The following is a 14,570-nucleotide window of genomic DNA, read 5'->3' on the forward strand; positions in this document are numbered from 1 at the left end:
CCCTTCGTCCGAGGTTTTCCCCAATGACCGCCGCCCCCCGCATCCTGGCCATCACCACCCAGCGCAACGAAGGCGCGGTCCTGCCCGAATGGCTGGCCCATCACCGCGCCGTCGGCATCACCGATTTCCTGATCTTCTCGAATGATTGCGACGACGGCTCGGACGGGATGCTGGCGCGCGCCGCCGAACGCGGCTGGCTGACCCATGTGCCCCAGCAGGGCCCCTTCGAGGAAGGCCCGCAATGGGCCGCGCTCAAGGCCGCCGCGCGCCACCCCGCCATGGCCGATGCCGATTGGGTGATCGTGCTCGATGTCGATGAATTCGTGAATGTCCATGTGGGCGATCACACGCTGGGCGCGCTGATCGAGGCGATGCCCGGCGCCGATGCCATCGCGCTGACCTGGCGGCTTTTCGGCAATTGCGGCGTGGTCAGCCGGCAGGGGCGCGCGGTCACCGACAGCTTCACGCGCGCCGCACCGGCGGGGATGCTCTGGCCCTGGCGGGCGTCGCTTTTCAAGACGCTGTGGCGGCGCGGCGGCGCCTATCGCAAGCCCGGCGTGCACCGCCCCCGCGGGCTGGTCCCCGGCGCCCCGACCCCGCGCTGGGTCGACGGATCGGGCCGCGATCTGCCGGCCCGTTTCGTCCGCGAGGGCATCTTCACCCCGCCCGACCGCCCCGTCTGGGACATGGTGCAGCTCAACCATTACGCGCTGGGCGCGATGGAGGATTATATCCTCAAATGCGACCGCGGCCGCGCCAACCGCGAGGCCGACAGCTTTGACATGTCCTATTGGGTCGAGCGCAATTTCTGCGTCGAGGAGGACCGCAGCATTGCCGCCACCGCGGCCGCACGGCAGCGCGAGCTGGGCTTGCTGATGTCCGACCCCGAATTTGCCGATCTGGCCCGCGCCGCGGCGGTCTGGCGGCAGGAGCGCTTTGCCGCGCTGATGCTTGAGGAGAAATGGCGCGCGCTGTGGGGCCGGCTGGTGCTGGCGCCGCCCTCGCGGCCGCTGCCGCCACAGGCCGCCGCGCAGATCCTGGCCTGGGGGCAGCGCGCGATTGCCGCGCAATCCGCAACAAAGGGGCAAACCGGCCGGGATTGACCCGCAGCCACGAACAAGGCCCGCCTTTTCCGCGCAATCACCCGGTTTTGGCCGCATTCCGGTAATGGTATGGTTAAGGTTCCCGGTGACTTTACGTCAAAGTGTTCGAATTTCCCGGAGGACCGATGAGCGACGCCGACGCATGCCCCGAGCCCGGCCCCCAGGAGGGTAGCGGGCCTGCCCCTGTCTCCGGCACGGGCCCGTCCGCCGCGCAAGGCCCCGACCCTGTCGCCGCCGATCCGCGCACGACCGAAACCGCCCAACCCGCGGCGAGCGCCGGCGACATGAACGAAGACGACGACGCGCTTCCCGATCTCTGGGACCGGCTCGACGATCTGGGCGATGAATGCGGCTATTTCGAACCGCTGGGGCCCCATCACGGCGTCGTGCTGCTAGATCAGGGGCCAACGCTTCTGGTCAGCTTCGTGCAAGCGTCCGATCTCGACCCCGAAAGCGACCTCTCGCCCGCCCACAAGATCGCCGAGCGCCACGGCTGGTCGGCGCTGACGATCGTGGCCGACCAGCTGGACTGGTTCCGCGCGCGCCATGTCTATGCCTATTTCGACCGGCTGGTCGATGACGCCTTCTTCGAGGATTTCGACCGCGTGGTCTTCTTCGGCGCAGGCGCGGGCGGCTATGCGGCGGCGGCCTTCTCGGTGACGGCGCCGGGGGCCACGGTGATCGCGGTGCAGCCCCAGGCCACGCTCGATCCGCGGCTGGCCGGCTGGGACGACCGCTTCCGCGCGCATCGCCGGCTGAGCTTCACCGACCGCTACGGCTTTGCCCCCGACATGCTGGAGGGCGCCGAGGCCGGCTTCATCATCTACGACCCGCACCAGACCGAGGATGCGCTCCATGCCGCGCTGTTCGCGCGCCCGCATGTCGAATTGCTGCCCTGTCCCGATCTGGGGGCCAATATCGCGCTGGTGCTGGGCGAGCTGGATCTTCTGGACCCGCTGCTGACCGCCGCCGGCGAGGGCCGCCTTGACACGGCCTTCTTCCGCAAGCTGATGCGGGCGCGGCGCAATTCGCCGCGCTACCTGCGCATGGTGCTGGCCCGGCTCGAGGAACAGGACCGGCTGTTCCTGGCGGCGCTTTTGTGCCGCAACGTGGCGCGGCGCCTGCATGGGCCGCGCTTCCGTGCCCGGCTGACCCGGCTCGAGGACGAATTGCGCGCCAAGGGCCGCACCCTGCCGCCCGCACGCAGCCCGGCCGCCCAGCCCGAGGCCGCCGCCGGCTGACGCACCACCGCCGTCCTGCCCGCCCATGGCCCCGCGCACCCACGGCCCCGCCCGCAGACCTGCCCGCGCGCGGGGCGCTTACAGGTTACCGGCCGCGCGCAGAAAGGCCACCACCTCGTCGATGCCCTGCCCCTGACGCAGGCTGGCCATCACGAAGGGCCGCGCCCCGCGCGCCCGCGCGGTATCGGCGCGCAGAAGCTCGGGGTCCACGCCCACATGCGGGGCCAGGTCGATCTTGTTGACGATCAGCAGATCCGAGCGCACCACCCCCGGCCCCTTCTTGCGCGGGATGTCCTGCCCCGCGGCCGTGTCGATGACATAGAGCGTCAGATCGGCCAGCTCCGGGCTGAAGGTCGCGGCCAGGTTGTCGCCCCCGGATTCGATCAGCACCAGGTCCAGATCGGGGAATTCCGCCACCAGATCGGCAATCGCGGCCAGGTTGATCGAGGCATCCTCGCGGATCGCGGTATGCGGACAGCCGCCGGTCTCGACCCCGCGGATGCGCGCCGCCGGCAGCACCTGCGCGCGCACCAGCGCTTCGGCATCCTCGCGGGTGTAGATGTCATTCGTCACCACCGCGATCGACAGATGCGGCGCCAGCGCGCGCGCCAGTTCCGTGGTCAGCGTGGTCTTGCCCGCGCCGACCGGACCACCGATCCCCACCCGCAGCGGACCATGAGGGCTTTTCATCCCGTCTCTCTCCTGTCGTGTTCGTCTAGCTCTTGAAGAGGCGCACCTCCTGCACCTCGTGGGCCATGGCGGCCAGATCCGCGCCAAAGGCCGCCGAGACCGGCAGGCCCGTCGGATCCGCGCGCGCGGCCCGTTCAGCATGTTCGGCCAGCGCGGCCAGATCGGGCGCGAGCCGGGTCAGGATCGCCTGGCCCTCGGTCTGGCCCAGCGGCGCGAACCGCACCGCCGCCCCGACCAGCATCGCGGCAAAGTTCTGAAGATAAAGCGCGATCACCGTCGCGGGCGCCAGCCCCAGGGGGGCCGCCGCACGGCCCACCGCCACCGGCAGCGGCGCGGGCGGATGATCGGTCCCTTCCAGCGCGTTGACCAGCCGGGTGAAGGCCGCGCCCTGCTCCTCGGTTTCGGCCAGCCGTTCGCGCGTGGCGGCCAGCGCGCGCGCCTCCTCAGCCAGATCGGCCGGATCGGCGCCGGGGGCCAGCGCACGGGCCAGAAGATGCGCCTCGATCCGGCCCGAACCGCGCAGCACGACCGCGCGGATCCAGCCCTCGACGGCAGGCGCGGCGCGCAAGGCCTCATCGGCGGTGATCGCCGCCTCGAGCCCGTGGGAATAGGCAAATGCGCCCGTGGGAAACGCCGGCGAGAGCCATTGCGCCAGCCGCAGCAGCCCGGTCAGCGACGCCGGATCCAGAACGCCCCGATCCAGAACGCCCCGGTCCAGCGGCGCGCCTTCGGCGGAGGCGGCGTCAACGCCCGGCCGGTCCGCAAGGGCCACCGGGTCCGGCCAGTCTGTCGTGGGGCGGTCGTTCATGCGCCCGCGCCGCGCTCCTCGGGGCCGTGATCGAGCGGGTCTTCGCCCTCGTCGGGCTGGCGCGAGACATGGACATGCAGCCGCCGCCCCGCCGCCCCGTCGGACGCAAGGTCATGGCCATGCGCGTGGTGATGCCCGTGCGGGTGATCATGATGATGGTCGTGCGCATGGGAATGCCCGTGGTCGTGGGAATGCCCGTGGTCGTGGCCGCCGTGATCGTGGCCCCCATGATCGTGCCCCATCGTGCGGCCGTGACCATAGGCGCCGCCCTCGGGGCGGAACGGCAGGGTCACGACCTCGAGCCGCGCGCCCAGGCCCGTCAGCATCCCCTCAAGCACCGGATCGCGCGCGATCAACAGCCGGTCGGCCTCGATCTGGCACGGCGTGTGGCGGTTGCCGACATGCCAGGCAAGCCGCGCCAGCCCGCCATCCGGGGCGGTGACGGCGACCAGATCCTCGTCGGCGGCGACCACCTCGATCAGGCCGCCCGCGTCCAGAAGAAAGGCGTCGCCCGCCTCGAGGCTGACGGTCTCGGGCAGGTCCACGAAGAAGGGCTGCCCCGCGGCATCGACCAGCCGCTTGCGCCGCAGGAAACGCCCTTCGTAATCCAGCACCACCCGGCCTGCGGCGGGCGGGGCCCAACTGCCGGCGCGGCGGATCACATGGGCGGTGGGCGGGGTGTCGGGGCCGGGTGTTTCGGGCGCGGGTGTTTGGGGCGCGGATGTTTGGGGGGCGCGGGTCGGATCGGTCATGGCATCTCTCTCGGGGCACCTTTCGCGGGGCATCTCTCTCGGGGCGGCGCGTTCTGGCAGGCCGGACGGGCCGGGGGCGTGTGCCGGGGCGAGTATCGGACCAAGCCTCGGGCGCCGCAAGCCGCCATTGCGACAGGCCGGAATGCGCCCGATCAGGATGTCGAGAGAGATGGACCAGAGATGGGGGGAAACCTGCCGCGGCGCGGTGCCGCGGGTGGGGCGCATGTGGATGGGCACGGGCCGAAACGGGCCGCCTTGCCCCCCCCCGAAACTTTCCGCCTGAAACTTGCCCCCCTGAAAAACGCCGGGCCGGGCCCGAAGGCCCGGCCCATGGCCGCCGAAAGGAAGGCGCGCGCTCAGAACCAGAAGCGGTCCTGGAAGACGTGATAGGCGATGCGCTCGCGGCGGACGCCCAGCTTGAGCAGCTCTTCGTCGGACATCGCCGACAGGCGCTCGATCTCGCGGACGCGGGCGTTGCGCTCCATGTAGGCATTGATGCCCTGACCGAGCGCGGCGAAGAATTCATCCATCCCCTTTTTCAGACGCGCTTCGCGGTGTGCGGCGTTGGCAGGGGTGTTGTGCGTGATTGCGAAAGCCATGTGACCCTCCTATCGGTTGTGGTTCGGGCTTCCTCCCGAGACCCAAGATAAGTCAGCAATGCTGTCGCAACCACTGCCGATGCGGTATTCCCGCCATGCGTTTGCTGCACCGCGGCATAACGAGGGGTAAACGCCGCCATGCCCCAGGCAGATGTCAGGCCGGCCCGGAACGGGGCAAGGGAAGACGGGACATCCGCCCGCGCGGGTCCTGGCGCGGGCCCGCAAGGTATCTCCGTCCGGCGCAGCCGCGCACGCGCAAGCGCCGCGTGCGGCGCCCGGGGCCTCAGTTCGGGCAGGCCCAGGCGGTGGCGGTGATCTCGGTCACCAGCGCGCCCGGCTCGACGGGAGTGAAGACCACATGCGTGGCCCCGGCCTCGGCGGCATCGGCCATGATGCGATTGCGGGCATAGGTGATCCCCTGCGCCGAGAGCGGGCCATAGACCGGCGGCGCCATGCCGATTGTGGTGATCTGCCGGCATTGGGCGACCTCGGCCAGCGAGACCGCCTGCACGCCGGGAACACCGGTCAGGCCGGGGTCCGAGCATCCCGCGGCAAGCCCCGCCAGAAGCACCGGGCCGAGGACGCCACGCAGAACCGCGGGCGGGACCGGGAGAGGAACCGGGAGACGAGCCGGGCGTCGGGGCGGAAGAAGGGACGGAAGAAAGGGCGGACGTGGCATCGGTGAGGTCCTCGATCTGTTGGCCGGAGCCTGCGCGGGCCGGCGCCCTCGCGTGTCGATATCTGGGCGGGCCGGGACATGCGCGGGCCAGGGTCTGCGCGGGCCAAGCCCGCCTGCCCTTCTTCGCGCCCCCCGCCCGCGCAGGCAAGGGACGCCGATCCGCCCGGGCGAAAGGGCGCCGATCCGGACGCGCCCGGACTGCGTGCCCCAGGCGGGCGCCGCCCTCAGAACAGGAAATACCGCTGCGCCAGCGGCAGTTCGGTCGCGGGCTGACAGGTCAGCAATTCGCCGTCGGCGCGGACCTCGTAGGTTTCGGGGTCCACCTCGATCTGCGGCCGGGCGCTGTTGTGCACCATCTGCGACTTGCCGATCCCGCGGGTGTTCTCGACGGCCAGCACCTCCTTGGCCAGCCCCAGGCGCCCGCGGAGGCCGTCGGCCTCGGCGGCGGCCGAGACGAAGAGCACGGCCGAGGCCTCGAGGCTGCGCCCATAGGCGGCGAACATCGGGCGGGTGTGGACCGGCTGCGGCGTCGGGATCGAGGCATTGGGGTCGCCCATCTGCGCCACCACGATCGACCCGCCCAGAAGCACCATCTCGGGCTTGGCGCCGAAGAAGGCCGGGTTCCACAGCACCAGATCGGCGCGCTTGCCCACCTCGACGCTGCCGATATGGCGCGACAGCCCATGCGCGATGGCCGGGTTGATCGTGTATTTGGCGACGTAGCGGCGCACGCGGATGTTGTCGTTGTCGCCGGTTTCCTCGGACAGCCGCCCGCGCTGAAGCTTCATCTTGTGCGCGGTCTGCCAGGTGCGGGTGATGACCTCGCCCACGCGGCCCATCGCCTGGCTGTCCGAGGACAGGATCGAGAACGCGCCCATGTCGTGGAGGATATCCTCGGCGGCGATGGTCTCGCGGCGGATGCGGCTTTCGGCGAAGGCCACGTCCTCGGGGACTTTCTTGTCGAGATGGTGGCAGACCATCAGCATGTCGAGATGTTCCTCGATCGTGTTGACGGTGTAGGGCATGGTCGGGTTGGTCGAGGACGGGATGACGTTCTCGCTCGAGACCACCTTGATGATGTCGGGGGCATGGCCGCCGCCCGCGCCTTCGGTGTGAAAGGCGTGGATCGTGCGGCCCTTCATGGCGGACAGCGTGTTCTCGACAAAGCCGCTTTCGTTCAGCGTGTCGGTGTGGATCATCACCTGCACGTCCATCGCATCCGCCACCGACAGGCAGCAGTCGATGGCGGCCGGGGTGGTGCCCCAATCCTCGTGCAGCTTGAGCGCGGCCGCCCCGGCGCGCACCTGTTCCTCGAGCGCGGCGGGGCGCGCGGCATTGCCCTTGCCGGCGAAGGCCAGGTTCATCGGAAAGGCGTCCCCCGCCTGAAGCATGCGCGCCAGATGCCAGGGCCCCGGCGTGCAGGTGGTGGCCAGCGTGCCATGCGCCGGCCCGGTGCCGCCGCCCAGCATCGTGGTCAGCCCCGAATGCAGCGCGTCGTCGATCTGCTGGGGACAGATGAAATGGATATGGGCATCCATGCCGCCCGCGGTCAGGATGCGCCCCTCGCCCGCGATCACCTCGGTGCCCGGCCCGATGATGATGTCGACGCCGGCCTGGGTGTCGGGGTTGCCGGCCTTGCCGATGGCGGCGATGCGCCCGTCGCGCAGGCCCACATCGGCCTTCACGATCCCCCAATGGTCCAGGATCACCGCATTGGTGATGACGGTATCCATGGCGCCCTCGGCGCGGGTGCGCTGGCTCTGGCCCATGCCGTCGCGGATGACCTTGCCGCCGCCGAACTTGACCTCGTCGCCATAGACTTCGGCATTGCCGCCCTGCCCGCCCGATTGCGCTTCCCCGGTGCGTTCGGCGATCAGGTCGCGTTCGATCTCGATGATCAGGTCGGTGTCGGCCAGACGGACACGATCGCCCCGCGTGGGGCCATACATGTCGGCATAGGCGGCGCGGGAAATGCGGGCGGGCATTGCGGAACCTCCGGGGGTCGGGTGCGCGACAGCGCGCGCGGGCTTTGGGAAAAAGGGACGGCCGGGGCGCACGGCGGATCTGCCGCGCGTGCGCGCCCCGGATTGCAGGTCAGTCGAGCGGCCCCATCACCGCCTGATTGAAGCCGAAGACCACGCGGTCCCCGGCCAACGGCACCAGCGCCACCTCGCGCGACTGGCCGGGTTCGAAGCGCACCGCGGTCCCGGCGGCGATGTCAAGACGCAGACCCCGCGCCGCGGCCCGGTCAAAGTCGAGCGCGGCATTGGTCTCGGCGAAATGGTAATGGCTGCCCACCTGCACCGGCCGGTCGCCGGTATTGGCGACCAGAAGGACGGTGACGGGGCGGCCGGCGTTCAGCTCGATCTCGCCCGCGGCGGGGAAGAGTTCTCCGGGGATCATGGGGGGCTCCTGCACGGCGAAAGGGGGACAGGCGACGGGCCGCGAAGACGGCCCCCCGCCTAGCGGATCGGGTGGTGGACGGTGACCAGCTTGGTGCCGTCGGGGAAGGTGGCCTCGACCTGCACCTCGGGGATCATCTCGGCGATGCCGGGCATGCATTGATCGGCGCGCACGACCTCGGCGCCGGCCTCCATCAGCTCGGCCACGGGGCGGCCGTCGCGCGCGCCCTCGACGACGAAATCGGTGATCAGCGCAATGGCTTCGGGATGGTTCAGCTTGACGCCGCGCGCCAGCCGCGCCCGCGCCACCATCGCGGCCAGCGCGACCAGAAGCTTGTCCTTTTCCCGCGGGGTCAGGTTCATGTCGTTCCTCTATATCTGCCAGACACGCGGCAGGGGCGCACCCGGCCGCAGAAATTCCAGGGCATGGGCCAGCGCGCGGCGCAGCCCCAGCACATCGGTCGCGGCCATCCGCGCGATCAGCCGGCCACGGAACCCCGTGACCGCCATCACCGGCGCCGCCCGGCCCGAGGCCCGCACCCGATCGAGGATCGCGGGCAGGCGCGCCTGAAGGGCCCGGGCCAGATCCTCGGCGCGCGCCCCCCCGCCCGGCGCCAGCAGCGCCAGCGTCGAGACCGCCCGCGCGCCGCCCAGAAGCGCCGGCGCCGCGCCCAGATCGGCGCCCTCGAAGCCGAAGGGCTCGGTCCAGAAGGGCCGGCCCGCCACGCGCACCACGCGCCGGTCGGAAAAGGCCACGCGGGTCAGCACCTCACCCATCGCGGCGCGGCCCAGAACGACGGTCTCGGCCATCAGCGCCTCGGCGTCGGGCGCCATCTCGATGCAGGTGGTGCGATCCAGCGCGCTCTGCTCGAAGAGGATCGTCTCCTGCGGCAGCCAGTCGAGGCGTGCGCCCGCGCCCAGCTCCAGCGTCACCGCCATCGTGGCCGCGCCCTCGCGGGCACGATAGGCGCGCTCGGCCGTCTGGGTGGTGCCCACCGCCGCAACGCCGGGCGCCAGCGTCAGCCCATAGGACAGCCGGTCGCCGGCCGTCAGCCCGCCCGCGGTATTGAGATAGACGACCTCGGGGCCGCGGGGGCCGGGTTGGCGCAGATCGGGCAGGAACACCTTGGCCGAGCCCGATTGGTGCAGACCGCCCAGCCGCCCGCCTGCCCCGAGCGTCACACGCGCCGCCCCGCGCACCCGTTCAAGGGGCGCGGCCCCGCCGACGGGCGGGTCCAGCGGCAGCGGCGCGGTCAGATCCGTCATGGGGTCGAGCTTGGCACTGGCGCCCGGCAGACACCATGCGCCAGCACCAGGGGGCGCGGCGGGACCGGACCCGCCCGACAGGGCGCGCCTGCGCAATACGCATGTCGCACAAATATAGGGCATTTTGAAAACCCAAGGGGCGACCTTCGGGTCACACCTCGGGCCAGATCGTCAGATCGCGCGCCCCGACGCCCCCGAACGCGACCCCATGTCGCAGACGTAGCCGTTCACCTCTGTGACAGAACGGAAGAGCCCGTCGAGCAGCGGGTAACGGAAACGCGCAAATACAGGTAGAATAATGAAAAATTTCACCAAACCCGCTTCGGGTCTCGTCCTTGTCATGGCTGCGGCCGGCCTGTCGCTGGTGGCTGCCCAACCGCTGGCCGCCCAGGAATCCGAAGTCGAATGGAGCGGTATCTATGCCGGGATCGCGCTGGGCGCGGCCTTCAACGGCGATGACGACGTGCGGGTGGACCCGGCCGCGGTCACCCCCGGCACGCTCGAGATGAACGGCAGCCAGGCGGTGGTCTCGCTGGGCTACAACTGGGGCGAGGAAGGCATCGTCTGGGGCGTCGAGGGCGACATCCAGCTGGGCAGCGTCGAGGACAGCGTGACCGGCGGCGGCGTCAGCGCCACCTCCAAGATCGACAAGGCCGCCAGCATCCGCCTGCGCGCGGGCCTGCCGGTGCTGTCCAGCGGTCTGGTCTATGCCACCGCGGGCGTGGCCGTGGCCAAGCTTGACTACACCGTCACCGGCGCCGCGCCGGCGGTCGCCATCAACAGCGACTCGACCGAATGGGGCTATGCGCTGGGCGCGGGCTACGAGCACGCCATGTCCAACGGCTGGTCGCTCAAGGGCGAATACATGTACGAGAACTTCGGCTCGACCACGCTGAGCGACGGCGCCCAGTCGACCAAGGCGACGCCGGACTTCCACACCCTGCGCCTGGGCCTGAACCGCCAGTTCTGATCGCCGCCGCGCCGCCTGCAACGGGGCCGCGGGTCTTCGGGGACCGCGGCCGCGGATCGGGGTGCCCCCTGGCGGGGCCCATCGGGCGGCCTTCGGCATCCAGAGGGCCCCGCGCCTCCGGCCGGATCGGAGGCGCGGGGCCTTTTCGTGCGCGCCCCTTTTCATGCTAGTCCCCTCCCCCCGCCGGCAACCCCGATCCGTGGCCGCAGCCCTTGCGCGCATCGGCGGGCTGGAAACGCGCGCGCGAATGGTCTAGGGGGCGGGGCATGAACCGCATCACCCTTGCCCGCCCCGACGACTGGCACCTGCATCTGCGCGATGGCGCGATGCTGGCCGGCATCGCCCCGGAAAGCGCGCGCGACTTCGCCCGCGCCCTGATCATGCCCAATCTCGTGCCCCCCGTCGTGACCGGGGCCGAGGCCGCCGCCTACCGCGACCGCGTTCTGGACGCGGTGCGGGGCGCCGATTTCACCCCGCTGATGACGCTCTATCTGACCGAGGACACCGATCCCGCGGATGTGGCGCGCGCCGCGGCCGACGGCCTCGTGGCGGCGGTCAAGCTTTACCCGGCGGGGGCCACCACCAATTCGGCCTCGGGCGTGCGCGATTTCGACCGCGTGCGCGCCGTCCTCGAGACGATGGCCGAGATCGGCCTGCCGCTGTGCGTGCACGGCGAGGTGACCACCCCCGAGGTGGACATCTTCGACCGCGAGGCCGTCTTCATCGAGACCGTCCTCGACCCGATCCGCCGCGCCACCCCCGGCCTGCGCGTGGTCATGGAGCACATCACCACCCGCGAGGGGGTCGACTACGTGCGCGCGGGCGGGCCGGATCTGGCCGGCACGATCACCACCCATCACCTGATCCTGAACCGCAACCACATCCTGGTCGGCGGGATCAAGCCGCATTACTACTGCCTGCCCGTGGCCAAGCGCGAGACCCACCGCCAGGCGCTGCTGGCCGCCGCGACCGGGGGCGAGAGCTGCTTCTTCCTGGGCACCGACAGCGCGCCCCACGCCAAGGGCACCAAGGAATGCTCCTGCGGCTGCGCGGGCTGCTTCACCGCCACCAACACGCTGCCGATCCTGGCGCAGGTGTTCGAGGCCGCGGGCACGCTCGACCGCCTTGAGGCCTTCACCTCGCAGCACGGCGCAGCTTTCTACCGGGTGCCGGTCAATTCCGGCACGCTGACCCTTGAACGCAGCCCCGAGGCGCAGACCTTCCCCGCCGAGATCGTGACCGGCGCGGGCCCCGTCGTCGTCTTCGATCCGGGCTTTCCCATCCACTGGCGCGTCGCGCGCTGAGCCGGAGCCTTCCTGCCATGATCCCTGCCGCCTTTCCGCCCAAGGACGAAATCGCCCGGCTGACCGCCCGCGCGCTGCTCGAGATCGAGGCCGTGCATTTCAACGCGGCCGAGCCCTTCACCCTGGCCTCGGGCCTGCCCTCGCCGACCTATATCGACTGCCGCAAGCTGATCTCGTATCCGCGGATCCGCTCGGCGCTGATGGATTTCCTGGCGGTGACGGTGATGCGCGAGGCCGGCTTCGAGGCCTTTGACAACGTCGCCGGCGGCGAGACCGCGGGCATCCCCTTCGCCGCGCTGGTGGCCGAGCGGCTGGGCCTGCCCATGACCTATGTGCGCAAGAAACCCAAGGGCTATGGCCGCAACGCCCGCATCGAGGGCCGGATGACCGAGGGCGAGCGCGTCCTTCTGGTCGAGGATCTGACCACCGACGGGGGCTCGAAGCTGAGCTTTGTCAACGCCATCCGCGAGACCGGGGCGAGCTGCGCGCATACCGCCGTCATCTTCTATTACGGCATCTTCCCCGAGACCGTGCCGAACCTGGCCGCCGAGGGGATCGCGCTGCATCACCTGTGCACCTGGTGGGACGTGCTGGCCGAGGCCCGCGCCTCGGGCGCCTTCGACGCCGCGACCCTTGACGAGGTCGAAAGCTTCCTCAACGCCCCCCGCCCCTGGCAGGAGGCCCGGCGCAAGGACTGAGGCGCGCGCGCCCCGCTCCGCCGCCGCCCCGCCCGACGTTCGCACCCGTGCCGCCCGCGCGGCCGCGGCCCTGCTGCGGGCGTGTGGAACGGAGGTGCGGCCGGTCGGACGGCGGCTATCGCCCCTGCGCTGGCGGGTCTGGCCATGCCTTGCCGCGCGGCGGGGACGGCGCCCGACCGGCCGCACGCGCACCCGGCCCCGGCCCCGGCGTCCGACGATTCGCGCTCAAGACAACACAAGATGGGGCGTCGGGCGCCCCATGCCCCCCCATACCTGCCCTGTGCCCCGCGCGCGGGGGTTATCCACATGCTTGTCCCGCCATCTGCCCCCAGACTTGTCCCGAACTTGACCGCGGGGCGCTGCGAAGGGCATATCGGGAGCCTCGGAGGACAGCGATGAACGAGTTGACGAACGTCCCGGACGGCGGCGCCGAACCGGGGCCGGACGGCGCCCCCGCCACGCCGGAGATCCTGCCGCACAACATCGAGGCCGAGCAGCAGCTTCTGGGCGCGATCCTGACCAACAACGACATCTACGACCGCATCGCGGCCGTGGTGAAATCCGAGCATTTCTTCGAACCCGTCCACCAGCGCATCTTCGAGACCGCGGTCGCGCGCATCCAGAAGAACGCGCTGGCCTCGCCGGTCACGCTCAAGGCCTTTCTCGAGGACGATCCGGGCCTCAAGGCGCTGGGTGGGCCGGCCTATCTGGCGCGGCTGGCGGGCGTGGCCGCCCCGGCCGTGGCCGCGCGCGATTATGCGCAGATGATCTATGACCTGGCCGTCCGGCGCGAGCTGATCCGGCTGGGCCAGGATCTGTCGGCCCGCGCCCAGCGCGTCGAGGTCCACGACGACCCGCGCGAGCAGATCGTGGCCGCCGAACAGGCGCTCTACAAGCTGGGCGAGCAGGGCCATGCCGAACGCGGTTTCGTGTCCTTTCTCAAGGCAGTGACCGATGCGGTCAACGTCGCCAACGCCGCCTATCAGCGCGACGGCGGGCTGGCCGGGATCTCGACGGGGCTCGCGGATCTCGACCGCAAGCTGGGCGGGCTGCACCGGTCCGACCTTCTGATCCTGGCCGGGCGGCCGTCGATGGGCAAGACCTCGCTGGCCACCAACATCGCCTTCAACATCGCCAAGGCCTATCGCCGCGGCCGCCTGCCCGACGGCAGCGAAGGCCCGGTCTCGGGCGGGGTCGTGGGGTTCTTCTCGCTCGAGATGTCGGCCGAACAGCTGGCGGCCCGGGTGCTGTCGGAGGCCGCCGAGGTGCCCTCGGAGCAGATCCGCCGCGGCGACATGTCCGAAAACGACTTCCGCCGCTTTCTGGAGGCCGCGCAGACCCTCGAGACCTGCCCGCTCTATATCGACGACACGCCGGCGCTGCCGATCAGCCAGCTGGCCGCGCGGGCGCGCCGGCTCAAGCGCACGCATGGTCTCGACGTCCTGATGATCGACTATCTCCAGCTGGTGCGCCCGGCCTCGGCCAAGGACAGCCGCGTCAACGAGGTCTCGGAGATCACCCAGGGCCTCAAGGCCATTGCCAAGGAGCTGGACATCCCCGTGATCGCGCTCAGCCAGCTGTCACGGCAGGTCGAGAACCGCGAGGACAAGCGCCCGCAACTGTCGGACCTGCGCGAATCGGGCTCGATCGAGCAGGACGCCGACGTGGTGATGTTCGTGTTCCGCGAGGAATATTACAAGGAACGCGAGAAGCCGGGCGAACATGATCTCGAGGCCATCGCCAAATGGCAGGAGGTGATGGAGCGCGTGCACGGCAAGGCCGAGGTCATCATCGGCAAGCAGCGTCACGGCCCCATCGGCTCGGTCGAACTGGCCTTCGAGGGGCAATTCACGCGCTTCTCGAACCTGGAAAAACACCACCAGCCGCGCGGCGACGAATTCTAGGCGCCGCGCCGCCCCTGCATCAACCAAAAGTGAACAAAACGCTGGCGCAGACCGGGGCCAGACGCTTTTATGCGCCGGGGGCGGCGCCGGCGCGCAGGCCATCCGCGGCATTTCCGGCCAAGATGTGCCCACAGGCGCCCACCAACAGCGCAGG

15 protein-coding genes are annotated in these 14,570 nt (G+C 70.7%); 6 read left to right on the plus strand and 9 right to left on the minus strand.

Annotation, left to right across the window (positions count from 1 at the left end; all coding sequences use genetic code 11):
- Window positions 1-23: 23 nt before the first annotated feature.
- Together BW949_RS10405 and BW949_RS10410 are read left to right on the plus strand one after the other, a co-directional pair.
- On the plus strand, window positions 24-1,103 hold the full coding sequence (locus BW949_RS10405) for a glycosyltransferase family 2 protein (protein WP_076365807.1): 1,080 nt from the start codon (window positions 24-26) through the stop codon (window positions 1,101-1,103).
- 125 nt (window positions 1,104-1,228) lie between these two features.
- Complete coding sequence (locus tag BW949_RS10410; RefSeq protein ID WP_179747542.1) at window positions 1,229-2,344, plus strand: phosphoadenosine phosphosulfate reductase; 1,116 nt, start codon at window positions 1,229-1,231, stop codon at window positions 2,342-2,344.
- 78 nt (window positions 2,345-2,422) lie between these two features.
- On the opposite strand, the gene ureG is transcribed toward BW949_RS10410, so the two are convergent.
- The 9 genes from ureG to BW949_RS10455 all read right to left on the minus strand — a co-directional run bounded on the left by ureG (window position 2,423) and on the right by BW949_RS10455 (window position 9,540).
- Window positions 2,423-3,034, minus strand: a complete 612-nt coding sequence (ureG, locus tag BW949_RS10415) for an urease accessory protein UreG (RefSeq protein WP_076365809.1) — start codon at window positions 3,032-3,034, stop codon at window positions 2,423-2,425.
- Window positions 3,035-3,059: 25 nt separating this feature from the next.
- Entirely contained in the window at window positions 3,060-3,842 is a 783-nt protein-coding gene (locus tag BW949_RS10420) for an urease accessory protein UreF (protein WP_083947715.1), read from the minus strand.
- On the minus strand, window positions 3,839-4,594 hold the full coding sequence (locus tag BW949_RS10425) for an urease accessory protein UreE (protein ID WP_076365811.1): 756 nt from the start codon (window positions 4,592-4,594) through the stop codon (window positions 3,839-3,841). Before BW949_RS10425 ends, BW949_RS10420 begins: the two co-directional genes overlap by 4 nt.
- 356 nt (window positions 4,595-4,950) lie before the next feature.
- The gene (locus BW949_RS10430; protein ID WP_076365813.1) at window positions 4,951-5,193 is read right to left on the minus strand and encodes a hypothetical protein; all 243 of its coding nucleotides are present in this window, start codon (window positions 5,191-5,193) and stop codon (window positions 4,951-4,953) included.
- Between the two features lie 283 nt (window positions 5,194-5,476).
- Window positions 5,477-5,764: a hypothetical protein gene (locus BW949_RS10435; protein ID WP_076365815.1), complete on the minus strand. Its 288-nt coding sequence runs from the start codon at window positions 5,762-5,764 to the stop codon at window positions 5,477-5,479.
- A gap of 332 nt (window positions 5,765-6,096) precedes the next feature.
- Entirely contained in the window at window positions 6,097-7,857 is a 1,761-nt protein-coding gene (gene ureC / locus BW949_RS10440; protein ID WP_076365817.1) for an urease subunit alpha, read from the minus strand.
- Window positions 7,858-7,966: 109 nt separating this feature from the next.
- Window positions 7,967-8,275 (minus strand): urease subunit beta, encoded by a 309-nt coding sequence (locus BW949_RS10445; protein ID WP_076365819.1) that lies wholly within the window; start codon window positions 8,273-8,275, stop codon window positions 7,967-7,969.
- 59 nt (window positions 8,276-8,334) lie between these two features.
- Window positions 8,335-8,637, minus strand: a complete 303-nt coding sequence (locus tag BW949_RS10450) for an urease subunit gamma (protein WP_076365821.1) — start codon at window positions 8,635-8,637, stop codon at window positions 8,335-8,337.
- Between the two features lie 9 nt (window positions 8,638-8,646).
- Window positions 8,647-9,540: an urease accessory protein UreD gene (locus tag BW949_RS10455; RefSeq protein ID WP_076365823.1), complete on the minus strand. Its 894-nt coding sequence runs from the start codon at window positions 9,538-9,540 to the stop codon at window positions 8,647-8,649.
- A 298-nt stretch (window positions 9,541-9,838) separates the two neighbouring features.
- On the opposite strand from BW949_RS10455, the gene BW949_RS10460 reads away from it, so the two are divergent.
- The 4 genes from BW949_RS10460 to BW949_RS10475 all read left to right on the plus strand — a co-directional run bounded on the left by BW949_RS10460 (window position 9,839) and on the right by BW949_RS10475 (window position 14,416).
- Window positions 9,839-10,510 (plus strand): outer membrane protein, encoded by a 672-nt coding sequence (locus BW949_RS10460; protein WP_076365825.1) that lies wholly within the window; start codon window positions 9,839-9,841, stop codon window positions 10,508-10,510.
- A gap of 266 nt (window positions 10,511-10,776) precedes the next feature.
- Window positions 10,777-11,814, plus strand: coding sequence for a dihydroorotase (gene pyrC / locus BW949_RS10465; RefSeq protein ID WP_076365827.1), 1,038 nt, complete (start codon window positions 10,777-10,779; stop codon window positions 11,812-11,814).
- Between the two features lie 17 nt (window positions 11,815-11,831).
- Window positions 11,832-12,512, plus strand: a complete 681-nt coding sequence (locus BW949_RS10470; protein ID WP_076365829.1) for an orotate phosphoribosyltransferase — start codon at window positions 11,832-11,834, stop codon at window positions 12,510-12,512.
- A 395-nt stretch (window positions 12,513-12,907) separates the two neighbouring features.
- A complete protein-coding gene (locus BW949_RS10475) occupies window positions 12,908-14,416 on the plus strand; it encodes a replicative DNA helicase (RefSeq protein ID WP_076365831.1) in 1,509 nt (502 codons plus the stop codon).
- Window positions 14,417-14,570: the final 154 nt, after the last annotated feature.

The sequence above is a fragment of the Phaeovulum vinaykumarii genome (assembly GCF_900156695.1).
GTDB lineage: Bacteria > Pseudomonadota > Alphaproteobacteria > Rhodobacterales > Rhodobacteraceae > Bieblia_A > Bieblia_A vinaykumarii.

Excerpts from the sequence above, each read along its gene's own strand:
- BW949_RS10405 (WP_076365807.1), top strand. The coding sequence starts at position 24 with ATGACCGCCGCCCCCCGCATCCTGGCCATCACCACCCAGCGCAACGAA.
- BW949_RS10410 (WP_179747542.1), top strand. The coding sequence starts at position 1,229 with ATGAGCGACGCCGACGCATGCCCCGAGCCCGGCCCCCAGGAGGGTAGC.
- ureG (WP_076365809.1), bottom strand. The coding sequence starts at position 3,034 with ATGAAAAGCCCTCATGGTCCGCTGCGGGTGGGGATCGGTGGTCCGGTC.
- BW949_RS10420 (WP_083947715.1), bottom strand. The coding sequence starts at position 3,842 with ATGAACGACCGCCCCACGACAGACTGGCCGGACCCGGTGGCCCTTGCG.
- BW949_RS10425 (WP_076365811.1), bottom strand. The coding sequence starts at position 4,594 with ATGACCGATCCGACCCGCGCCCCCCAAACATCCGCGCCCCAAACACCC.
- BW949_RS10430 (WP_076365813.1), bottom strand. The coding sequence starts at position 5,193 with ATGGCTTTCGCAATCACGCACAACACCCCTGCCAACGCCGCACACCGC.
- ureC (WP_076365817.1), bottom strand. The coding sequence starts at position 7,857 with ATGCCCGCCCGCATTTCCCGCGCCGCCTATGCCGACATGTATGGCCCC.
- BW949_RS10445 (WP_076365819.1), bottom strand. The coding sequence starts at position 8,275 with ATGATCCCCGGAGAACTCTTCCCCGCCGCGGGCGAGATCGAGCTGAAC.
- BW949_RS10450 (WP_076365821.1), bottom strand. The coding sequence starts at position 8,637 with ATGAACCTGACCCCGCGGGAAAAGGACAAGCTTCTGGTCGCGCTGGCC.
- BW949_RS10455 (WP_076365823.1), bottom strand. The coding sequence starts at position 9,540 with ATGACGGATCTGACCGCGCCGCTGCCGCTGGACCCGCCCGTCGGCGGG.
- BW949_RS10460 (WP_076365825.1), top strand. The coding sequence starts at position 9,839 with ATGAAAAATTTCACCAAACCCGCTTCGGGTCTCGTCCTTGTCATGGCT.
- pyrC (WP_076365827.1), top strand. The coding sequence starts at position 10,777 with ATGAACCGCATCACCCTTGCCCGCCCCGACGACTGGCACCTGCATCTG.
- BW949_RS10470 (WP_076365829.1), top strand. The coding sequence starts at position 11,832 with ATGATCCCTGCCGCCTTTCCGCCCAAGGACGAAATCGCCCGGCTGACC.
- BW949_RS10475 (WP_076365831.1), top strand. The coding sequence starts at position 12,908 with ATGAACGAGTTGACGAACGTCCCGGACGGCGGCGCCGAACCGGGGCCG.